At 65.4% G+C, this 20,423-nt stretch carries 21 protein-coding genes and 4 pseudogenes; 14 read left to right on the forward strand and 11 right to left on the reverse strand.

Annotation, left to right across the window (positions count from 1 at the left end; all coding sequences use genetic code 11):
* The first annotated feature begins 12 nt into the window (after positions 1 to 12).
* Positions 13 to 717: an amidohydrolase family protein gene (locus DL519_RS16715; protein WP_190824017.1), complete on the forward strand. Its 705-nt coding sequence runs from the start codon at positions 13 to 15 to the stop codon at positions 715 to 717.
* Here the strand turns inward: DL519_RS16715 and DL519_RS16720 are convergent.
* From DL519_RS16720 to DL519_RS16750, 7 genes are all read right to left on the reverse strand, one after another.
* Complete coding sequence (locus DL519_RS16720; RefSeq protein ID WP_190824622.1) at positions 606 to 857, reverse strand: hypothetical protein; 252 nt, start codon at positions 855 to 857, stop codon at positions 606 to 608. The two genes, DL519_RS16715 and DL519_RS16720, sit on opposite strands and share 112 nt — an antisense overlap.
* A 5-nt stretch (positions 858 to 862) precedes the next feature.
* The gene (locus DL519_RS16725; RefSeq protein WP_190816149.1) at positions 863 to 1,255 is read right to left on the reverse strand and encodes a hypothetical protein; all 393 of its coding nucleotides are present in this window, start codon (positions 1,253 to 1,255) and stop codon (positions 863 to 865) included.
* Complete coding sequence (locus DL519_RS16730; RefSeq protein ID WP_190816151.1) at positions 1,252 to 1,782, reverse strand: transposase; 531 nt, start codon at positions 1,780 to 1,782, stop codon at positions 1,252 to 1,254. Before DL519_RS16730 ends, DL519_RS16725 begins: the two co-directional genes overlap by 4 nt.
* 65 nt (positions 1,783 to 1,847) lie before the next feature.
* Positions 1,848 to 2,888: an IS630 family transposase gene (locus DL519_RS16735; RefSeq protein WP_190815763.1), complete on the reverse strand. Its 1,041-nt coding sequence runs from the start codon at positions 2,886 to 2,888 to the stop codon at positions 1,848 to 1,850.
* Between the two features lie 707 nt (positions 2,889 to 3,595).
* Positions 3,596 to 5,716 carry a putative bifunctional diguanylate cyclase/phosphodiesterase gene (locus tag DL519_RS16740; RefSeq protein ID WP_190816153.1) on the reverse strand — a complete coding sequence of 707 codons (2,121 nt, stop codon included), beginning with the start codon at positions 5,714 to 5,716 and terminating at the stop codon, positions 3,596 to 3,598.
* A gap of 738 nt (positions 5,717 to 6,454) precedes the next feature.
* Positions 6,455 to 7,498: a glucose 1-dehydrogenase gene (locus DL519_RS16745; RefSeq protein ID WP_190816155.1), complete on the reverse strand. Its 1,044-nt coding sequence runs from the start codon at positions 7,496 to 7,498 to the stop codon at positions 6,455 to 6,457.
* A complete protein-coding gene (locus DL519_RS16750; protein ID WP_190816157.1) occupies positions 7,495 to 7,644 on the reverse strand; it encodes a hypothetical protein in 150 nt (49 codons plus the stop codon). The genes DL519_RS16745 and DL519_RS16750 overlap by 4 nt, the downstream gene beginning before the upstream one ends.
* A 182-nt stretch (positions 7,645 to 7,826) precedes the next feature.
* On the opposite strand from DL519_RS16750, the gene DL519_RS16755 reads away from it, so the two are divergent.
* Positions 7,827 to 8,363, forward strand: a complete 537-nt coding sequence (locus tag DL519_RS16755) for a DUF5994 family protein (RefSeq protein WP_190816159.1) — start codon at positions 7,827 to 7,829, stop codon at positions 8,361 to 8,363.
* A gap of 61 nt (positions 8,364 to 8,424) precedes the next feature.
* Here the strand turns inward: DL519_RS16755 and DL519_RS16760 are convergent.
* Positions 8,425 to 9,278, reverse strand: a pseudogene (locus DL519_RS16760) (fatty acid desaturase family protein).
* On the opposite strand from DL519_RS16760, the gene DL519_RS46595 reads away from it, so the two are divergent.
* The 5 genes and pseudogenes from DL519_RS46595 (at position 9,210) to DL519_RS48725 (ending at position 11,579) form a co-directional block, all read left to right on the forward strand.
* Positions 9,210 to 9,524 (forward strand): hypothetical protein, encoded by a 315-nt coding sequence (locus DL519_RS46595; RefSeq protein WP_223840472.1) that lies wholly within the window; start codon positions 9,210 to 9,212, stop codon positions 9,522 to 9,524. The pseudogene DL519_RS16760 and the gene DL519_RS46595 sit on opposite strands and share 69 nt — an antisense overlap.
* A gap of 511 nt (positions 9,525 to 10,035) precedes the next feature.
* Positions 10,036 to 10,326 (forward strand): hypothetical protein, encoded by a 291-nt coding sequence (locus DL519_RS16765; protein ID WP_190816161.1) that lies wholly within the window; start codon positions 10,036 to 10,038, stop codon positions 10,324 to 10,326.
* A gap of 293 nt (positions 10,327 to 10,619) precedes the next feature.
* Positions 10,620 to 11,027: pseudogene (locus DL519_RS50045) on the forward strand (transposase); the annotation flags it as partial.
* 31 nt (positions 11,028 to 11,058) lie between these two features.
* Positions 11,059 to 11,105 (forward strand): annotated as a pseudogene (locus DL519_RS50050) (hypothetical protein); the annotation flags it as partial.
* A gap of 45 nt (positions 11,106 to 11,150) precedes the next feature.
* Complete coding sequence (locus DL519_RS48725) at positions 11,151 to 11,579, forward strand: transposase (protein WP_263399656.1); 429 nt, start codon at positions 11,151 to 11,153, stop codon at positions 11,577 to 11,579.
* 232 nt (positions 11,580 to 11,811) lie between these two features.
* On the opposite strand, the gene DL519_RS16775 is transcribed toward DL519_RS48725, so the two are convergent.
* Both DL519_RS16775 and DL519_RS16780 read right to left on the reverse strand, forming a co-directional pair.
* Positions 11,812 to 12,177, reverse strand: a complete 366-nt coding sequence (locus DL519_RS16775) for an STAS domain-containing protein (protein ID WP_190816163.1) — start codon at positions 12,175 to 12,177, stop codon at positions 11,812 to 11,814.
* Between the two features lie 273 nt (positions 12,178 to 12,450).
* On the reverse strand, positions 12,451 to 13,041 hold the full coding sequence (locus tag DL519_RS16780) for a GNAT family N-acetyltransferase (protein WP_223839118.1): 591 nt from the start codon (positions 13,039 to 13,041) through the stop codon (positions 12,451 to 12,453).
* 234 nt (positions 13,042 to 13,275) lie between these two features.
* Between DL519_RS16780 and DL519_RS16785 the strand changes: the two genes are divergently transcribed.
* Positions 13,276 to 14,757 (forward strand): tyrosine-type recombinase/integrase, encoded by a 1,482-nt coding sequence (locus DL519_RS16785; protein WP_223839119.1) that lies wholly within the window; start codon positions 13,276 to 13,278, stop codon positions 14,755 to 14,757.
* A gap of 224 nt (positions 14,758 to 14,981) precedes the next feature.
* Here DL519_RS16785 and DL519_RS46600 read toward each other — a convergent pair whose 3' ends face one another.
* A complete protein-coding gene (locus DL519_RS46600; protein ID WP_223839121.1) occupies positions 14,982 to 15,320 on the reverse strand; it encodes a hypothetical protein in 339 nt (112 codons plus the stop codon).
* Here DL519_RS46600 and DL519_RS16790 point away from each other — a divergent pair.
* The 6 genes and pseudogenes from DL519_RS16790 (at position 15,319) to DL519_RS16810 (ending at position 20,414) form a co-directional block, all read left to right on the forward strand.
* On the forward strand, positions 15,319 to 15,990 hold the full coding sequence (locus DL519_RS16790) for a DUF6262 family protein (RefSeq protein WP_223839123.1): 672 nt from the start codon (positions 15,319 to 15,321) through the stop codon (positions 15,988 to 15,990). The genes DL519_RS46600 and DL519_RS16790 overlap by 2 nt on opposite strands.
* Before the next feature lie 410 nt (positions 15,991 to 16,400).
* Positions 16,401 to 16,652 carry a hypothetical protein gene (locus DL519_RS16795; RefSeq protein WP_190816165.1) on the forward strand — a complete coding sequence of 84 codons (252 nt, stop codon included), beginning with the start codon at positions 16,401 to 16,403 and terminating at the stop codon, positions 16,650 to 16,652.
* A 129-nt stretch (positions 16,653 to 16,781) separates the two neighbouring features.
* A pseudogene (locus DL519_RS46605) lies at positions 16,782 to 17,078 on the forward strand (urease subunit gamma); the annotation flags it as partial.
* The gene (locus DL519_RS48730) at positions 17,055 to 17,540 is read left to right on the forward strand and encodes an urease subunit beta (RefSeq protein ID WP_263399813.1); all 486 of its coding nucleotides are present in this window, start codon (positions 17,055 to 17,057) and stop codon (positions 17,538 to 17,540) included. The pseudogene DL519_RS46605 and the gene DL519_RS48730, both read left to right, overlap by 24 nt.
* A complete protein-coding gene (locus tag DL519_RS16805; protein WP_190816168.1) occupies positions 17,537 to 19,654 on the forward strand; it encodes an urease subunit alpha in 2,118 nt (705 codons plus the stop codon). The genes DL519_RS48730 and DL519_RS16805 overlap by 4 nt, the downstream gene beginning before the upstream one ends.
* An 85-nt stretch (positions 19,655 to 19,739) precedes the next feature.
* Positions 19,740 to 20,414, forward strand: coding sequence for an urease accessory protein UreF (locus DL519_RS16810; RefSeq protein ID WP_190816170.1), 675 nt, complete (start codon positions 19,740 to 19,742; stop codon positions 20,412 to 20,414).
* Positions 20,415 to 20,423 lie beyond the last annotated feature (9 nt).

A 20,423-nucleotide genomic window follows, 5' to 3' on the forward strand; every position in this document is an offset into this window, starting at 1 on the left:
GACTCGACCATCATGGAGGTATCAGCCGCACCCACGGTTCTCCCGAGTGCGTTCACGCACGATGGCGCGGGACAGTTCGCATGCCCAGGCCTTATCGATGCGCACGTTCACGTCAATGCAATAAGCGGGTACCTCGGCGATATCGAGAACTGGTCGCAGGCGTACACCACCGCGCACGCGGCCCGGAGAATGCACGAGATGCTGGCTCGTGGCTTCACGTCGGTCCGCGATACCGCAGGCGCGGACTACGGCTTGGCACAGGCCGTCGACGAGGAGTTGTTCATCGGCCCTCGCTTGTTCTTCGGCGGACGAGCGTTGTCGCAAACCGGAGGCCACGCGGATTTCTGTCCGCCGTCCGTCACGCACGACCCCCACCAGTGTTGTGCAGGCGTCGGAGTTGTCTGCGACGGTGTGTCCGCAGTGCGTAGGGCAGCGCGGGAGCAGCTTCGCACCGGTGCATTTCACATTAAGGTGATGTTGTCGGGTGGCGTGTCGTCTCCGACGGACCGTATCGACTCCACGCAGTTCTCGGACGAGGAAATCAGGGCCGCGGTCGAGGAAGCATCGGCTTTCAACCGATACGGCCCTGTCACGAATTCCGTGGCTTACACGGAATTCGTGACAGGGCCACAGGCCGCCTGCAACGGTTTCGGCTTGATCACGGCCTCGGCAGCGTCGGTGTCGTCGATCGCGCCACGCAGATCCCCTGTGCCGTAAGCAGAATCTCCGTACCACTCGCACGGGTCATCCTCGGCGGCCAGGAACTCCTCGGCCACCGCTGGATCGGAGTTCTCCGCACCGGCGGCCTTGGTCAACTTCTCGCCGGTGATGATCCCGGTCTCGGGTTCTGCCACCACGGGCGCTAGTCCCGCCGGTTCTCCGGCGATTTGCGGGTATGCCGCGAATCCGGATCCACAATGGACACCACTCGGTCCGGGGCGACCTTCCGGGCGATCCGCCACCGCCCATCGGTGCCATCGCTACCTTCGGCGGGCTCGACGTCCTGCCCGGCGACCAGCGCCAGCAACGCCAACGCGAACTCCGCCTCACCCTCCAACTCGGCCTTGGCCAGCGCCGCCAACAGCGCCTTGGCGTCGTTGACCAAAGCCGACACCAGTGCGTCCTTGGCGGCCTGGTCGTCCCAATCGATTCTCGGTTTCCCCGGCGCGGAGTAATCGTGGCCGGTGCGCACCTGCGCGATCTGCTCATCCGCGCCGGGCACTTGCCGGGCCACCCGCCGGATCGCCGAGATCAACTGGTGACGGTGTCCTGAGTCGCCACCGCATCAGCCAGGATCGTGGAATCCACCGCCCGCTTGCGGCGGCCCCGCAAGACCCCGGTCTCCTCCACAACCGCGCGGACCGCCTCGTTAATCCGATGCGACCGATCCGACTTCGCCAACCGCTTACGCCAATACACCAACGTCGACGGGTCAAACCCCGCATGGTCCAACGTCATCCCGGTCGCGACCTTCCACCGCAGATCACACCGGAACGCCTCAGCCGTCTCCCGATCCGACAGATCATGCAACGTCTGCAGCACCAGCACCGATGCCATCACCGACGCCGGGATCGACGGCCGCCCCTTACCCGAAGGAAACAGATCCTCAAACTCCCCATCAGGGAACACATCCTGGCGATGCCCGGCCAGGAACGCGAACATGCTCCCCGCCGGGACCAGATGCCCCACCAGAGCCTCTGCGTCCAGCAACTCCCGATCCACCCGCTCCACACCCTGCACAAACCGATTCTCCCAGACCAGACCCACATTCTTGGGAGACACGCCGATTATTCAGCGGCCTCCCTCGGAGGAACACGTTTATTGATGCGCAGGGCAAATATGTGATGTCAGGCGGCGTAGCGGACTTCGGGTTTGCCGAAGTAGGAGCGAACTCGGTCGGGCAGCTTCTGGAGTCGGTGGAGGAAGGAGCGGACCCCTGTTTCCAGCTCGTCGCGGGTTTTCGGTGCTGTGCCGGTGGACACGGCGCGTTTGAGGTCGGCGCCCCGGATCTCGTCGGGGTTGAGCTCGGGGCTGTAGCCGGGAAGGAAGTGCATCTCGATGTCCGAGCGGTGTTCGGTGAGCCACTTCTGGACGGTCTTACGGCGGTGGACGGGGTGTCCGTCGACGATCAGGTGGACCTTACGGCCGTGATGGCCGGCCAGGCGGTTGAGGAAGGGGAGGAAGACCCCGGCGTTGAACGACCCGATGTAGACGGTGAAGTACAGCTCGCCCTTGTTGCCGATCGCGCACATGGCGTTCACGCTGAACCGCTTGCCTGTCTTGCCCACCACCGGCGTCGTGCCCCTCGGGGCCCAGGTGCGGCCCACGGCGGCGTCCGAGCGGATCCCGGTCTGGTCCAGCCACAGCACCGTCGCGCCTTCGCGGCGGGCGCGGGCGGCGATAGCCGGATAGTGCTCTTCCAGCCACACCCGCACCGCTTCGGGATTCTGCTCGTAGGCTTTGCGGATCGGTTTCTGCGGTGACAGCCCCCAGGAACGCAGGTATTTGCCGACCGTGGTCAGGCTCAACACGATGCCGTGCCGCACCCGGATCAGCTCGGCCACGGCCTTGCGGGTCCACACCAGGCCGGTCAGCCCGAACGTGGCCGGGGTGTGCTCGGCCACCGCATACCGCAGCCTGCGCTGCCGGCGGGCACTCAACGCTTTCTGCTCCCCGGCCTTGCGACCCCGGCGACGCGCGGCAAGACCCTTCGAACCGCGTTTTCGCCACGCCTGCACCCATCTGGACACCGACTGCGCCGACACCGCGAACACCTGCGCCGCCTCGGCCTGGGTCATCCCACCATGGACAGCCGCTACCACCCTGCGCCGCAGATCCTCCTGCGTCTCAGGCGATAACCTCCGCGCATCCCGCACACCAGCGATCATGCCAGATCAACGAAGATCAGACCTTTGAGTTCCCGATCAATGACACATGAACGAAGCAGCGGCCCTTCCCTCACCGGCGGTTATGTTGTCCGCACGGCTCGATCAGTAATACGACCGCCTCCGACTCCCTCCCGGCACCCGATCCACTTCCCGGCACCCGATCCACTTCCCGGCTCCACACCGGTTATAGGACGAGCCTGCCCACGTCATACGCAGGACGTTTCGGCCGGGGAGGGCCTCCCCAGTTCCCGCCGTCACCATCTGAACGTTCCGCGCCCTCTTACGCCGGGGAGTCCCTCGCGGCTGCACTTCCAGGATCTTCACCGCTTCCATGGCCTTCACCGTGAGCCGCACGGCTCGGCTCTCCCTCAATGTCTAACGACGCGGCAGGCTTCGCTACCCGCTACGGACCGCTCAGTTGCTTCCCCCAACGGGGCTTTCGACGCTGGGCTTCAACCCGACCCGTTTCCAGACCAGGCTGCCAGCCTGCTATCGGGCCTCCTGACAGCTACCCGGACCGGACTCACACCGGCAGGCGACGACGAGCTTCTGACCAGGTCACAACCGCTGGACGATCACCTCCTGATCACTGGGCGCACCGGCCGTCGTATTAGGAGGTATCGAGCCGTTCGTTCCGGACAACCATTCTAGTGGGGCCACTGTCCGGAGACTTCGGGGCGGGCCGCATGCAGCTCGGCGTGCTGGTTCTATGCCAGTTCCGAGGTGGGTGGATTTTCGAGGAAGGCGCGGAGCTGGTCGGCTGGGAGTGGGCGGGAGAACAACCAGCCTTGGTAGAGGTCGATTCCGAGGTCGCTGAGGACCTGGAACTGGCCGCTGTTTTCGACGCCTTCGGCGACACAGCTGCGTCCCATCGCGTGGCCCATGCCGGTCATGGCTTGGGCGATGGCGACGTCGGCCGCGTCGGTTTCCACTCCGGAGACAAACTGGCGGTCTAGTTTGATGATCTGTGTGGGAAGGTCTTTGAGGCGGGCCAACGAGGAGTAACCGGTGCCGAAGTCGTCCAGGGCGAAGCGCACTCCGCGTTCGCCCAGCTCGACCATGGCTTCTCGGGGCCGAGCCGGCAGGTCGATCAAGGACGTTTCCACGATTTCCAGGACCACGCGGTGCGAGTCGATGCCACAGTCGGTGATGATCGCGGTGATGTCGTCGACGAATTCCGGGTCGTGGGGCAGCAGATCGACCAGGTTGACCGCGACAGCCACTGGGTGTCCATTCGGGGCGAGCCAGCTGGTCGCCTCGCGTAAGGCGGTGCGCAGCACCCACCGGTCCAGCTCGCGCAGCAGGTTGCCTTGCTCGGCCACGCGCAGGATTACCTCCGGTGAGAGCAGGCCGCGGTCGGGATGCGGCCAGCGCACCAGCGCCTCGGCCATCACGACGGAACGGTCGCCGGCTATGATCGGCTGGTAGTGCAGGACGAGGGAGTCGGTCTCCATTGCTGCGCGCAGTTGTTCTTCGAGGCCCAGTTGCCCCTCCACTGTGGCGATCATGGTGGGCGTGGCCAGCGACACTCGCCCGGGGCCCAGGCTCTTCGCGTGAAACATCGCCGCGTCGGCGTAGCGCAGCAGATCCGCGCTGACGGTGTCCCGGTCGAGCATCGCAGCCCCGATCGAGGCCGACACGGCGACGGGGTATCCACGCACGGGCACGTTCGTGCGCAGCAGCTCCGCCACCCAAATCGTGAAGGCCTCCAGGCCCCCCACGACGTCGACGTCCGAACAAATGACCAGATACTCGTCGCCAGAAAGCCGGGCCGGCGTCGGCGTGCATCCGGGCGGCAACCCGCCCGTGAGGCGCCGCGCCAACACCGTGAGCAGTTCGTCGCCGGCCTCGTGGCCCAGCGCGTCGTTGACGCGTTTGAAGTTGTCAATGTCGCAGAACAACACAGCGACCTGCTCAGCGCCGCCATGCAGCAAGCTATCGAGCAGTTCGTTGAGGCCCGCGCGGTTGAGCAGTCCGGTCAGATCGTCGTGGGTGGCCTGGTAACACAACGTCTCGATCAGGCGCAGCCGCTCGGTGATGTCTTGGAAGACCACCAGCCAGAACCGGCTTCCGTCGTCGGCCACCGACGCCGCACTGTGCACATCGCAGTGCACCACCTGGCCATCCGAACGCACCAGCACCCGCTGGTGCACCCGTGACCGGTTCAACGGTGCATCCATTGCCGCGGCGTCCACGAGGAGGCTTGCGCCCCGGTCATCCGGGTGCAGCAGGCCCGCGGCGGGCATGTTGTTCAGGTCATGCAGCCGATAGCCCAGCAGGCCACACAGCGCCTCGTTGGCATCCAGCACGCGCCCGGCCGCATCGAATAAAGCGATACCGACAGGAGTGAGGTCGAACAGATCAGTAAACCGCCGGCTCGACCGCTGCTGCCGGGCACCAGCTTCGGTCTCATCCCGAGTGACCTGGATGAAACCCCGCACGATGCCCTCCGGCGATCGCTGCGCGGTGATCACCACATGGGCCCAGAAGCGGGTACCGTCCCGGCGCAGGAGCCAGCCTTCGTCCACATGCCTGCCAAACTCGGCGGCCTGAGCCAGCTGCCATTCCGCGTGGTCGGCAGCGCCCGCGTCAGCCGGTGAAAACACCGAGAAATGCTTCCCGATGATCTCCTCGCCGCGATAGCCCATGATGCGTTCTGCCCCGTCATCCCAGCTATCCACCCGACCCGCCGCATCAAGCACGAAGAACGCGTACTCCTGCAAGCCCGCAGCCAGCAAACCGAGGCGCGCTTCAGCCTTCGCCTGCAGCCGCGCAATCCCGCCGTGCCCGCCCCTGGTCACGAACTCAGTATCACGTTCCTCATTCATGCGACCCCGATGTGTTCGATCCTCACGCTTATTCTCGCACCAACGCAGCCGGACTACCCCGCATCCGGTTACATGACCTCCGGTACCTCGCCGCGACACTCATGATCGCCAGCGACGTTCCGCTCGGAAGTATCCAGGACAAGGTCGACCTCGTCTGTCACCGTCAAACATCGACGGCACACCGCAAAACAAGCAGTCGACGGCATGGCCGCCGCTGCCCAGCTTCACCCACCGCCACGGCACAGCACGACGAAACTCGTGGCACACCAACGAAAGATCGACACTCCACGCAGGCCGCTCACGCCCATTGACGTATATCCAGGCCGGGTGTGTACTGAATATGCGGTGAATCGATGGAAAGGGTCGGTCAACCGAAGGGGCGATGTCACGGCAGCCCCGAAGGGAACGCATGGTCCAACGGCAAGGACGTTCGTAGTCCTGAGTCCCATCGAAGTCTTGGAGTACGTGGAACCCAGAAGTGCGAAAGACGCTCGTTGAACTCGAGCAAGTGTTTCCGGTGAGGGCCTCCGCAGTTGCGGGGGCCCTCCGCATACCGGCCGTCGCGTGCCACTCGCTCGACCTTGCCGGAGTTGCCAAGTTACTGCGCATCCACCGTTCGATCACCCGCTCGGGAAGGTGCTCACCTTCCTCCTCACCACGGACACCGTCGAGCATCGGCGCGGAGCAACCGGCACAGCACCTACCGGACCGATCGCCTCTTTTCTGGCACCTGCTCGGTCAGGCCTGAAGGTCGACGACGCCCTTCACCTCGTCCGGACCCGGCTCAAAGACATCGGTCCACTCGCTCAGCGGGATCCGGCGGCTGACCAAGGACTCCAACCAGTTCCGATCCGCGCCGGCCAACGCCTGCACGGCCTGGTTGTAGTGGCGCAGGTTGGCGCTGACGCTGACCACGACGACGTCGTTGTCCAGCATCAACTCGTTGTTGATCGCCTCCGCAGGGGCGGGCACGGTGCGGTGGTGGCCCGTGATGCCGGTCAGCACGGTGATGGCGTTGCGCGCAGTGTGCCGCAGCACCTCGAAAAGAACCTTGCCGGATCCGGTCGCCTCGATCACGACATCCGGTTCGCAACCCAGATCGTCCAGCGAGGCGTGGTAGGTGGCGCCCAGCGCGCGCACCAGATCCGGTTTCGGCCCCGCAGTGACGTGGTCATAAACGTGCATGTTCAGGCCACGCTGCGCGCCGAGCAGAGCACCGAGCAGACCGACCGGTCCCGCGCTGGTCACCAGCGCGTGACGGGGAGCGAAGTAGGCTCGCCTGCCGATGAGGTCGGCCTGCTCCCACGCCTTGGCCACCACCGATGCAGGCTCCGTCAGCACTCCAAGCTCACCGAGCGCCGTGGTGACCTTGATCGCGAACTGGGGCTCGACCGTCCACTGCTGAGCACCGAAGCCGTCCAGTCCCTTGATGCCGCGCTCGGTGTGCTCGCCGTTGAGACAGAAGTCCCACTGTCCGGCGGTGCACGCCTCGCATGGCTGCGGGTCCGGGCGCCGGACGACGCCAACCACGTAGTCGCCCTCCTGGAAACCACTGACTGCGGGCGCGTGGACCACTCGACCGACGGACTCGTGGAATAGAACCATGCGGTCTTGCCCCGGCGGCAAGAGGTCATGCGCTCCTTCGGTGACATCACGATCAATGCCGCAGAACCCCACCAGCAGGCCCTGGACGAGCAGCTCCCCCGGCTGCGGGACGGGATCGGGCAGTTCGGTGACCGCCGACAACTCCGGCCTGCCCGGAACCACGGTGGCTGCCTTCACCGGAAGCCCCTCTCTTGCGTCTTCGGATGCCTGCGAACGTAACCGCCGACCGGCAGGTAGCCGCACACATCGGGATACAGCTGCCATCTGATCTCGCTGTCCTCGTTGCACGACGACAGGATGTCAAGCACCGTCTCGCCGATCATCCGCTCAATCCCGCTGACGCTGCGGCTGGCGACTCGGCTGCGCACCAGCCCCGGACTGGCCCCTGATCTGCGACTTTGGGCGTAGTATGGCACCAACGAGGTTCTCGGCAACGTGAGCAGTCCAGCTTTCACAGTCCCGGGGGTCAGTACCGGTCGTTGATCGACTGGGAAGGAGTTCCGCCATGGGACTCAACCAGTCACACCCGGGCACCACGCAGACTCCTGCGCTCGCGCGCTTCACACTCAAGCCGGCAACCGGCTCTCGAGGATTCGTCGACGGCGCTTGGTGGCCGCGATCGACGAACCCGACAACCGAGTTCACCGCGCTGCTCACCGCACTCACCACCACCTCGGGGCCAATGAACCGGTTCGCCTACAACCTGACTGCCTGGAATCCGGCCCCACGGAAACTCCGCGTCGAGGGGCACCAGGTACGCCTCGAAGGATTCCACGCGCTCGATGAGCACACAGTGAGCATGACCAGCCCCACCGGGCACCGAATGGTCCTGCTGGTCATCCCTGCGGACACGACCGAACTTCATGGGAACGAAATGCTGGCCAAGGCGTCCGAACCGGACAGTGTCGCCTCCCCCAACGACCTGCTCACCGATGCACCAGAGTCGGCTTCCGCTGCTGCCGCGCTCATCCCACAGCAAGCGGAGACATCGCCCGAGGCCCGTTGGGAAACCGACGGCGGCCAACTCCTCACAACCAGATAGACCGCCGTGGCCGCGGTCCCTCCAGCTGAGGAACGGATCGTTGGCCCGGCGCAATGTGGTTTTACGGGGTGCCGCGACTGACCGCCTGGTGTCGTAGGGGCGCGCCAACGGCATGCAGGTGCCGCAGCACCTGCGCGTAGGAGTGGAACAGGCTGCACTGGCTGTACGAAACTCCTCGGCTGGTGCAGAACAGGTGCACCAGCCGCTGGGCATACCGCAGATTCGGCCGCGGCATGCTGGGGAAAAGGGTGATGCTCGATCTGGTAGTTCAGGCCCCCGAGCAGGAAGTCCACGAACCGGCTCCCACGAATGTTGCGGGAGGTGAGCACCTGCTTGCGCAGAAAGTCCGGCTTGTCAGCCGCGGACAGGATCGGCATGCCCTTGTGGTTGGGCGCGAACGCGCATCCCATGTACACGCCCCACAGGCCTTGGTGCACCGCGATGAACACCACCGCCTTCAGCGGCGACAACACGAGCAACACCGTGGTCAGGTAGCAAATGACGTGCGCGAGCAGCAGCGCGACTTCCATCCGGCGCATCTTCACTTCCCGCTCAGCACCGCCCGGATGCTGCGGACGTGCAGGCTAATCCCTTCGAACATCAGCAACGGGAAGAACAGGAACGCCTGGTACTTCGCCATCCACCGGAGAACGCCGCGCTGGGCGCGGGACTGCTCGGCGGTTAACGCTAATGCCTGAACCTCGATGTCGGGATCGGCATCCTCGTGGTTCGGGTTGGCGTGGTGGCGCCTGTGTTTGCCGACCCACCAGCCGTAGCTGATCCCCGTGAAACACCCGTGAACATGACCCACCAAGTCGTTGCCCCGCGGGTGCGGAAGATCTGGCGGTGCCCGGCATCGTGCCCGATGAAGGCGAGCTGCGTGAACACTCCCGCCAGCACCACCGCTGTGATCACCTGCCACCAGGAGTCACCAAGCAACACGAATGCCACCGCGCCGACCGCGAACAACCCGCCGTTGCCCGCCATCCTCGCCGCATAGTAGCCACGGCGAGGATTCAGCAGGCCGCATTGTTTGATCAACCGGGCCAGCTCAGAGAAGTCGCTACCGCGCCCTGCGCTCACGTCGCCGACCGGACGCGCCTCGCCGGGGCGGTGGCCGCCGGCAGCCCCCGCATCATCCCGCCAAATGTGCTGCCGTGACGGCCTTTTCCCACCTGCAGTGGGCGCCGCATCGGAAATCATGATCCTCCACAGGCTCCGATCCCTACTGCCCAGCAACTCGCACGCTCCTTGGCCGTGTCAGCAGCCTAGCTAGGCCTGGTCGGCCCACCATCCGCCAGCGCTCACTAGCTAATCGCGGTAGCGAGTCGACCAACGCCCGTGTCGGATCCCCTCAAATCGTAGAGACTTGATTTGTAGGGATCTTGGAGTTGGTGATCGCGCCCCGCTGCGCGGTCACGGGCAGAGCTGCTGGTAGGGCAGGCCGTGTGCGTACTGGTCCCACTCCTGCTCGTGAAGCCGGGACCGACGGCGGCGCAGGCCAATTCGCTCGCACCTCCAGCAGGTCGCCGGTGTTCCACAGGAGCGCCGCGGGGTTCCGCGGATCGTTGCTCGCGGTCGCCAGGCCGTGGCCATCGCGGTCGAATGCCACAGCGGACGTGTCGGACGAGGCCCGGTCAGCTGCTCCACCGCGACCGGTCTGGTGGGGTCGGTGACATCCCATAGCACCGGTGGGCCGCTCGCGGTGGCGAGCGTGCGGCCGTCCAGGCTGAACGCCAGATCCGCCGGGCTCCCGGCGGCCACCGCCCCCAAGGGCTTGGGGGCGTGCGGGATCGGCGACGTCCACCAGCAGCAGATCGGCCTGCCGCGCCGCTGTGGGGTCGCCGTAGGTGCCCGCGACGGCGAGCACGTTCCCGTGGAAGGCCAGCGCGTCGGCCGCACGCACTTCGCGCAGGTCTGCCAGCCACTCGGGCCGGGAATAAGGGCGCACGTGAGCGGCTAGGTTCGGAGGTTGCCTAGACCATCCGTACCCGAAGGGCTCACGTGCGCGTTACTACTGTATTCAACCGGATCCTGGCCTTGCCAGGGGCGTCTGTGGAGTCGGTGTCGTTCACAGATCAGGGAATCGTGCTGGGGCTGCGGCGGCGCCGTCGGCTGCTGGTCTGCCCGTGCGGCCGTAAGCAGCGCGGCCGCTACGACACCTCCCGCCGCCGGTGGCGGCATCTGGACTTCGGTGCCTGCCAGGTATGGCTGGAAGCCGATATCCACCGCATCGACTGCCGGGGCTGCGGGCGGGTGCGTACCGAGGAACTCCCGTGGGCCAGGCCCGGTGCCCGGCACTCCCGTGATTTTGAGGATGTGATCGCCTGGCTGGCCCAGCGTATGGACAAGACCAGCGTGTCCCGGCTGATGCGGTGTTCCTGGGAAGCTGTCGACCGCATCGTCGGCCGGGTCGTGGTCGAGCATGTCGATGACGCCCGGTTGGACGATGTCTACCGCATCGGTGTGGACGAGATCTCCTACAAGCGCGGCCACAAGTATCTGACCGTCGTCGCTGACCACGACACCCGGAAGGTCATCTGGGTCCAAGAAGGACGAGATAAGGAAGCCTTCGAGGAATTCTTCGACACCCTCGGCGACGAGCGCAGCGAGCAGGTGGAGGCCATCACCATGGACGGTAGCGGCATCTACCGGCCGGTCGCCGAGGACCGGGCCCCCGCAAGCAGAGATCTGCATGGATCCCTTTCATGTCATCAAATGGGTCAACGAGGCCGTTGACCGTGCCCGTACCGCGCAGGCCACTGAAGCACCCATCCCCAGCGCCCAATGGCGATCCACCCGCGCGCTCTGCGTAAAGGTGCGGAGAACCTCACCGACAAACAACGCGACATCATCAACCAGCTACGCCGGACACGCTACCGGCTCTGGCGTGCCTGGGAACTCAAAGAAGAATTCCGCGACGTCTACCGCGTCATCGACCCCGACGAGGCCCGCGCCTACCTCAAATCCTGGTGTACTCGAGCGCTCCGCAGCCGCATCCCTTCCATGCGAAACCTGGTCCAGCGCATCCGAAACCACTTCGACGCCATCATCGCCGCCATCGAACTCGGTCTCTCGAACTCCTTACTGGAAGGCATCAACAGCAAAATCCGCGTCATCCAACGCCGCGGCTACGGACATAGCCCCGAATCACTGTCCACAATGATCTACCTCTGCCTCAGCGGAATCACCATCACACTACCCACAGAAAGGTGAGGAGAGGGACGACGTTCAGCGATGCTGCTGTCGGGGCGGTGGGGAAGGCCACGCCGACCGCTCGGGCCGGTCACCGCACCCAACCTGGCGCGACCCGTACCTCTGACAGTTGAAGGCCGAGGCCGAGGCGGAGGTACGGATGGTCAGTAGCGGCGGTGGTCCGGCCGCCCGGCCACCCTGGGACGCCGACAATTGGCGAGTCGCCTCGTTGTGATTCAGAACATCGGATTGCTCAGACCGTGTGAGGGACCAGGCTCGAACTACCCAGCCCACCTGCTCGCAATGCTCGCTCGACAGCGGTGGATCCGCCGACCACGATGAATTCCACATCCCGGTACGGGGCATAGGCGAGAGCGGCGGTAATCAGTTCCAACCCCGCCACGCCGAGGAAGGTCACGCCGCTGAGGTCCAGTACGACGGTCGATAGCTTGGTCAGCAGGCGAGGCCAGAGCAGAGCGGCCACGCGTGGGGCCGTTGCGGTGTCGACTTCGCCGGTCGCGGTCAGCACGACCACGTCGTGGCTGGGATAGGTGAGGCCGAGCCGCAATGCGGATTCGATCTCGACGGCTTCCCGATACAGCTCAGGCCCTGGTGGCACGGGTGTTTCAGTGGTAGCCCCAAAAAGAGGTCCCACGCGTTGAAGGGCGTGCACGGGCGTTCGGATGGTCATGAAATCACCCAATCCAAGTCGAACAAGATGATCGTTCGACTTACGAGAGCTGTGAAGGTGGCGGCCCTTCGTGTCTCAACGGATGACGTGGGAGCAGCCCTGCCGTCGCGCGCACAACCGGCTCAACCAGCTACCCGCAACCCTACTCTCCCGGGACCGGAAAAGAGCAAAATCACCGTCAGTCCAGCGGTGCCCCCGCCGTCACTGGAAGCCAGGCGGCACGTCCGCACGCGGCGCTGAATGGTCAAGATCCGCCGGCCGAAGCCGGTAAAGGTCCACGGTCTGCCCGAAGTACTTGTCAGTCTCCCCAGCCCACTCCATGCCGTTTTCACGAACCGTCTCCGCAGCCCTGACGTTGTCCGGCTGGACCGTCGCGAAAAGCTCATCGACCTCGTGCTCGAACGCCCACCGAACCAGCGCGAACATAGCCTCACCCGCGTAACTACGTTCCCAGAGTTCCGGATGCAGGTGCCATGCCACTTCAAGGTCCTGATTACCCGGCGGCAGCGGCAAAAGAGACGCACCACCAATCACGCGGTCATCCTCGCGCCGCTGGATGCACCAACGCCCTACGGGCGGGAGTGCCCTAGCGTCTTCGGCGATCCACTGCCGCAACAACAGGCGCATGGCCACGAGATCGGGAACACGCTCCATGATCGGGCTCAGCCACCGCGCGACCTCGGCACTGCCGTAGACACCGAGCGCCGCGTCCGCATCCTCGATGTGCCAAGTTCGCAGAATTAACCGGTCCGTGACCAGCTGCCGAGCCATATTGCCAGAATAACCACCCACTCCGGGCCCAATGCAGTCTGCCGCAGCGCCATCGGCGCGCCGTCACTCCCACCGCCGATACTCCGAACGCTTACGACCCCGGCGGCGAGGGTCGACCGTCATCCGCGTAGCACGCCAACCACCCCGACGCTCCAGCTCGTGGACTATCCGGCGCGGCCCCAGTGGTAACGGTCTGTGTCAACTTGGCCGACTCGCCGCTGGGGCTCTGTTCTTGGCACGAGAGCAGTTACCGCCGTGAGGACGGTCCGGGTGGCGCTGCGCTGCCATCGGGCTCGTGGCACCGGTACGAGCAGTTTGACCGGCCTGTCCCGGTCAACTACGCCGACGAGGGAGCTGTTCCGTCGCTGGTGCGCCGCCGCGCCGGCACGGCCCTGGCCGGGGCAGATCAACCTGCGCGGGCTGCGGTCATTGGTGCGGGCCGAGCTGAAGTGGGGTCTGTTCATTCACACCCAGCGCGCCCGGCCGACCCGGTGGGACCTGGGCTGGATCCGTTCACTGGTGACCACCTGCTGCGCTTTGGAGGTGGACTCCTTGATCGGCTTCGAGTTCGGCGCTGGTGGGTGCGCCGAGTTCACCGGCGCGATCGCCAAAGAGATCCTCCACGAACTGCGGCTGGTCTACTTCACTCCGGCCGAGGCCAGGGAGGCCGGATTCCTGGAGACCGACCACTTCGGGGTTCGGTTCGAGCGCGCCAGCCACGTCGATCTGACTGGTATTCGACAGCGCTGGTTGCTTGACCTGGTCTGGGATTACCTGGCCGATCTGCTGCAATCACCACGCTGCCCACGCACGGCCGGTGTCGTCGACGGGCTACGACGGGCAGCGGTGGAGTTGGGCGCGTTCCTGGAGGTCGATGCCCCCGCTGGAGGGCACGACCCGGCACGGTTGCACGGCGAGCACATGCGGCGATTCGTGGCCGACCAGCGCCACCGCGAACGTGACGGACTGCCGTCGCTGGCCATGAAGCGCACCGACGGCTCGGCAAGCATCGTCACGACAACCACGCGGTCGGTGGTGTTCAACGCAGTCCGCAAGATGCTGCGGGATGCGATGGACAACGGGACAGCTGACCGGATCTGCCTGGGTCGGGAGTTCATCATCGCCATTCCCACCGCTGGCGCCACCACCGGACGGACCGCACGCCGACCGTTTCCTGACGACGTCGCCCGCGCCTTGGCCGACGAGGAAAACCTCCGGCAACTCGCCGAGGTCGACGACCCGCTGGACCGAGGATTGCGCGATGTCTGGGAAACGACCGTTACCACAGGCCGCCGCATCGGGGAAGTCCTCAAGCTGCGCTGGGACTGCCTCGGCCGCTACGGCAGACTACCGATGTTCTGGCATGACCAGACCAAGGTCGGCAACTACGACGCCGCCATCCGCATCCCCGAGCGTCTCTACGCTGTTCTCGCCGAACGGCAGCGCAAGACCCTCGACCGTTTCACTGCCGAGCACGGCCGCCGACCCACCGGCACCGAACAGGCCAGGTTGGCGTTGTTTCCCAGCAATTACCGCAACCATGACGGCACCGTCTCGCTGACCTACCAGTGGTTTCACCGACGGTTCAAAGACTGGGTCGACACGCTCGATCTCGGCAGTTGGGTAGCCCACCAAGCTCGACACACGCTGGCCACCAACCTGCTGCGCGCCGGGGCGAGCCTGACCCACATCCGCAGGTACCTGGGCCAGGTTAGCGACCGCATGGCGGAACACTAGGTGCATCTTTCGCATTCGGACTTGGAGGACGTGCTGCAGCACGTCTGGGTTGCTGGCCCCGGCACGACCAACCCCCGGCGAACTCCTCACCGAACCGAACACCCCGCTCACCCGTGAGCATGCCCAGGCCATGGCGGTCGATCTGTCTCGGCGCAGTACGCCGGCCGAGGGCGGGTTCTGCACCTTCCAACCAGTGGTCGACGGCGGGGCCTGTCCATGGAACCTCAACTGCCATTCTTGCGACAAGTTCGTCCTCTCCGGCGCGGATCTCCTTTACTGGCGGCAAACGCGAACAATGGAGGCAACTGGCCGAGGGTGCTCCCGACGACGCGACCGCCGACTACCTGCACCGCTACTTCGAGCCCACCGCCCGCGCCATCGACGGCCTGGAGAAAGCCCTGGCCGGGCTCGGCCTGCTTGACCAAGCCCTCGACCTCGACCTGCGCAAGCCCCAGGACTACTTCCAACGCGTGTGGTCCACCACCTTCCGCGCCGCCGACCTCGCCGCCGCTGCCGACAACGAGGACGACGACTCTGCCACCGACACGGAGAAGCCTGCCCATGACCGATCAAACCGTTCCGGAACCTCGCACCGCCGCCGCGCTGGCCGCCCGCCGCAGCAGCACGCAGGCCGCCCTCGACCGCGTCCACAACGCGATTTCCCGGCTACGCAAGGAAAAGACCCCAGTCAGCGTCGCCGCCGTCGGCCGTCGCGCCGGGGTTTCTAGCACGTTCCTCTATGCCAACGCCGACGCGCGGAGCGCGGTCGCCGCAGCCATCGCGGACGCCGACGAGCAGCGTGGCCAAGCACTGGCCGACCTGGACGACCAGCACGAGGCGACCTGGCGGGAGCGGGCCCTCAACGCCGAAGACGCACTCAAGGCCGCCAACGCCGAGATCCTCAACCAACGCACCCGCATCGGCGAACTCCTCGGCCAGATCCGCGACCTGCAAGCCGAATGGACCGAAGAAGCCATCCAACGGATCACCACCGAGACCACCGTCAAGCAACGCGTCCGTCAACTCACCACCGACAACCGCACCCTGGAAGAACGTCTGCGCGTCGCCGACCTGGAAGCGAAGCTCGCCGATCCGGCCACGATCACCCGACCACGACGCTCCACCTCGCCCGAGCCTGCGGCACGGCCACTGCCCCCGGTGGCCGGGCCGCTTCGCAAGATCACCCCAGCAGGCGACAGCGATCATCGCGACGTCATCATCACGGACATGTAAGTTACGTATCAGCGCAGGTCAGAAACGTAATCCGGGCACCGGCGGTCGGTAAAATCGACGAGGCACACCTGCTCGATCACCCGCAGTTGGAGTCAATCCGGATGCGCCAGCTCGTTCACTGGTCGAGGGCGGCGCCAACACCTCCACCCTGCTGGCGTTTTCCGGGCACACGTCGGTCGCGTCGCTGGCGAAGTACGCACGGGTGTCGCCAGAGGCCTTGGCCCGCTGGCAGCAGGCCAGGGATCCTGCCGCACGGCGACGGTGACACTCGGATTGGGGCGGCCGCTCAGGCATGGCTGCTTCGTCCGCCCCCACCATTATCGGTACCGCCCGCCCTGCGACGTTCACGCCCGGCATACTGAAGATCACTGTCCGTCTCATCGGTAGTTGACTGAAGGGTTCGGTGCTGCGTGGCGCAGTCGCATGGGGACGATCAGCTTTTCCCGATTCCGGACCATGCCCCGGAGGACGTGCGCGAGGTCCTGGACCGGGGGCACCACCGCGCGAGCCTCGTCAAGGACGGCCGGATCATGATGGATCCGAGCCAGGTGCCGACCAACATCGAGAACACAATGCGGCGGGTCGACGCCGACATCAACGTCGACGTCAGCATCTCCGACGACATCGCCACCGAGAAAGAGCTCATGGTGACGATGGGCTGATGAAGAACGTCACCGGCACCGAGTAGACCCTCCTTAATCGAGGAGTGCCCGCGCTGTGCCGGGGAACGTTCTCCGTCTCCGGCATGCCCGGCCGCACGCACCGTCCCAAAAGAGAGAAAACGGCTCATCATGCATTTGACCCCACATGAGCAAGAGCGCTTGCTGGTCCACGTTGCGGCCGATGTCGCACAGAAGCGTCGTGACCGGGGACTGCGCCTTAACTACCCCGAGGCGATGGCTCTGCTGACCGCCTACGTCTTCGAGTCGGCGCGTGACGGCAAGTCGGTCAGCGACATCATGGATTCGGGCCGACGGGTGCTCACCCGTGACGACGTGATGGCCGGTGTCCCGGAGATGATCAAGAACGTCCAGGTGGAGGCCACCTTCCCGGACGGCACCAAGTTGGTCACCATCCACAACCCAATCCCGGAGGCGGCGGCGGAGGACGAGCTCGAGATCCACCCGGGCAAGGTCGAACACCCCCAGCCACGGCGCAAGCCGGAATGCCCGGTCGACTGCGACGACGACAAGGACTCGTCCAAGTGCTGCGACAAGTGCGCGGATGCGGACGCCTGGTACGAGGCGATCGAGTTCAACAAGGACTTGCAGGACGACGCGGCGACGATCCGGGTCAGGAATGACAAGGACCGCCCCATCCAGGTCGGCTCCCACTACAACCTCACCGAGGTCAACTCGGGGCTCATGGCTTTGAAGTGGGATTCGCAAAATAAGAAGTTCGTCGTCGACACGGAGCTTAAGAAGCACCCGGAGGCCCAGGGCCGACGGCTCAACATCGCTGCGGGCACGTCCGTTCGCTTCGAGCCGGGCGACGAGTGCTGCGTCGAACTGGTGGAGATCGAGGGACTGAGCAAGGGGGCACTCCGATGAGTTTTTCGCGGGGCAAGGGCACGGCGGGTCAGTCAGGCCAGAGCAAGAAATCGAGCAATGTGCTGAAGCGGGTGGATTACACCGCCTTGTACGGGCCGACTACCAGGGATCGCGTCCGCCTCGCCGACACTGAACTCACTATCGAGATCGAGGCCGACTGGAGCGGTGGGCCGTCGTACAGCGGCAACGAGATGATCTTCGGCGGCGGCAAGGTGATCCGCGAATCGATGGGGATGTCGAAGACTCCAAGGGGAAAGGGCGATTACAAGCCTGATTCGCCCGTTGACACGGTCATCACAGGTGCGCTGATTCTTGATTGGTGGGGTGTGGTCAAGGCCGATGTTGGTCTCTATGACGGCAAGATCGCGGCCATCGGCAAGGCGTACAACCCCGACACGATGAAGGAGATCCCGCAATTCGAGATGCCGGCCCATAACCGTACCGGGGCCAAGATGCCGACCCCGACGAATTTCGTGGTCGGCCCAAACACCGAGGTGATCTCCGGCAACGGGCGGATCCTCACCGCGGGCGGGGTGGACACACATGTCCACTTCATCTGTCCCGAAGAGATCCACGAGGCCCTCGCTTCAGGCGTGACCACGCTCATCGGCGGCGGTACCGGCCCCGCTGAGGGGAGCACGGCCACGACGGTGACGCCGGGCGCGTGGCACATCGCCCGGACCTTCGAAGGGCTGGACGAGTACCCGGTCAACATCGGCCTGCTCGGCAAGGGCAGCACGAGGAACGAGGAGGCGCTCAAGGAGCAGGTGGAGGCCGGGGTTTGCGGCTTCAAGATCCACGAGGACTGGGGGGCAACGCCCCAGGTGATCAGAACCGCGCTGGAGTACTGCGAGAAGTCGGGAGTTCAGCTGGCCTTGCACGCGGACTCATTGAACGAGTCCGGCTTCCTCGAAAAAACCCGCAAGGCCTTCGCGGAGGATTTCGACGGCAACCAGGTCGATCCGCGTACCATCCACATCTTCCACGTCGAAGGTGCCGGCGGTGGCCACGCGCCGGACATGATCGAGTTGGTCAAGGACCCGAACGTCCTTCCCGCCTCGACCAACCCGACCCGCCCGTTGACGGTGAACACCGTCGCGGAGCACATCGACATGATGGTGGTCTGCCACCATCTCAACCCGGACATCCCCGCGGACATGGCCTTCGCCGACTCCCGTATCCGGCCGTCCACTATGGCCGCGGAGGATCTCCTCCACGACATGGGCGCCATCTCGATGATGTCCTCCGACGCCCAGGCGATGGGCCGCATCGGAGAGATGATCATGCGGACCTGGCAGACGGCTCACGTCATGAAGGTCCGCTACGGTCCCCTGGACGAGGACCTCGCGATCGCGAAGATCCGTGCGCGCGCCAAGTACGCGAGTGATAGAGGGCTCCAACCGGACGTGGAAGTTGGGAACCCGGCCGAAATGCACCCGTACAACGAAGAGGGGCTGGCGCCGAACGACAACTACCGGGCGCGCCGCTACATCGCCAAGTACACCATCAACCCGGCGATCACCCACGGTGTCGACAAATACGTCGGTTCCGTGGAGGTAGAGAAGCAATGGGATCCGACGATCCAAACGAAGCCGGCAAAGGTCGAAAGGAAGCTGGCCGATCTGGTGTTGTGGGAGCCGAAGTTCTTCGGCGTCAAGCCCCACATGGTCATCAAGGGCGGTCAGATCGCCTACGCGCAGGTCGGCGATGCCAACGCGTCGATCACGACGCCGCAGCCCTACCTGCCGCGGGCTGTCTGGGGCTCCACCGGCCGTTCCCCGGGAAGCAACTCGCACAACTTCGTGGCCAACGACGATGTGGCAAAGAAGCTAAACGGCCCGAAGGACCCGAATGACTCGAACAGCCAGAACAAGAGCGATGGTCTCGGCCTCGGCAAGAAGTTCGTGCCGATCGAAAGCACCCGGAAGATCAACAAGACGCACATGAAGCTGAACGACGCGACGCCTGAAGGCCTCGAAGTCGATCACAACAGCTTCCAGGTCACCATCGGCGGTGCGACCACAGGGGACTCGACCACCACTCTCGACGGTGTGAAGGTGCCGCGCGCTTACGTCAACGACTTGCCCATGGCACAGCGGTACTTCCTCTTCTGATCCGGCCTGTGCCCGGCCGCCGACGCCATCACTGCGGCCGGGCACAGCGCAATATCCGACCCTTGTGAAAGGCAGCCGCCCGCTTATGAGCCGTGCAGCGCTGCTCCTGCTGGCCGACGGCCGCTTTCCCGCTGGTGGGTACGCCCATTCCGGCGGTGTTGAGGCCGCGGTCGCGCATGGAGCCGTACACGACACCGACAGCCTGGAGGCGTTCTGCCGCGGACGCCTGCACACCACCGGTTTGACCACGGCCGGTCTGGCCGCCGCGGCCGCCGCCGGATGTGACCCGCTGCTGCTGGACGACGCCGCCGACGCGCGTACCCCCTCCCCCGCACTGCGTGCTGTGTCGCGCAGGCTTGGTCGGCAGATGATGCGCGCGGCACGCGCCACCTTCCCCTCTGCCGAGCTCGAACGCCTGGCCGCCGAGCGTCCCCGGGGCGCCCACCAGCCCGTCGTCCTGGGCCTTGCCGCCCGCGCCGCCGGGCTCGCCCCGGTGGACGCCGCCCAAGCCGCCGCATACGAGAGCGCCGGTGGCCCAGCCACCGCTGCAGTGCGTCTGCTCGGCCTCGACCCTCTCGGCGTCTCGCGTCTGCTGGCACGTCTCAGTGCCAGCACCGACAACGTCGCCACGTCGGCCGCCGATGCTGCGGTCCGCGTGGAGATCGAGGGCATCGACGCCTTGCCATCGGCGTCCTCGCCGCTGCTGGACATCACCGGGGAGCAGCACGCTGCCTGGACCGTCCGGCTCTTCGCTTCCTGACCCTTTCCT

The organism is Saccharopolyspora pogona (genome assembly GCF_014697215.1).
GTDB classification, from domain to species: Bacteria; Actinomycetota; Actinomycetes; order Mycobacteriales; family Pseudonocardiaceae; genus Saccharopolyspora; species Saccharopolyspora hattusasensis.

Excerpts from the sequence above, each read along its gene's own strand:
- DL519_RS16715 (WP_190824017.1), top strand. The coding sequence starts at position 13 with ATGGAGGTATCAGCCGCACCCACGGTTCTCCCGAGTGCGTTCACGCAC.
- DL519_RS16735 (WP_190815763.1), bottom strand. The coding sequence starts at position 2,888 with ATGATCGCTGGTGTGCGGGATGCGCGGAGGTTATCGCCTGAGACGCAG.
- DL519_RS16740 (WP_190816153.1), bottom strand. The coding sequence starts at position 5,716 with ATGAATGAGGAACGTGATACTGAGTTCGTGACCAGGGGCGGGCACGGC.
- DL519_RS16750 (WP_190816157.1), bottom strand. The coding sequence starts at position 7,644 with ATGATCGGCGAGACGGTGCTTGACATCCTGTCGTCGTGCAACGAGGAC.
- DL519_RS16755 (WP_190816159.1), top strand. The coding sequence starts at position 7,827 with ATGGGACTCAACCAGTCACACCCGGGCACCACGCAGACTCCTGCGCTC.
- DL519_RS48725 (WP_263399656.1), top strand. The coding sequence starts at position 11,151 with ATGGCGATCCACCCGCGCGCTCTGCGTAAAGGTGCGGAGAACCTCACC.
- DL519_RS16790 (WP_223839123.1), top strand. The coding sequence starts at position 15,319 with ATGACCGATCAAACCGTTCCGGAACCTCGCACCGCCGCCGCGCTGGCC.
- DL519_RS46600 (WP_223839121.1), bottom strand. The coding sequence starts at position 15,320 with ATGGGCAGGCTTCTCCGTGTCGGTGGCAGAGTCGTCGTCCTCGTTGTC.
- DL519_RS16805 (WP_190816168.1), top strand. The coding sequence starts at position 17,537 with ATGAGTTTTTCGCGGGGCAAGGGCACGGCGGGTCAGTCAGGCCAGAGC.
- DL519_RS16810 (WP_190816170.1), top strand. The coding sequence starts at position 19,740 with ATGAGCCGTGCAGCGCTGCTCCTGCTGGCCGACGGCCGCTTTCCCGCT.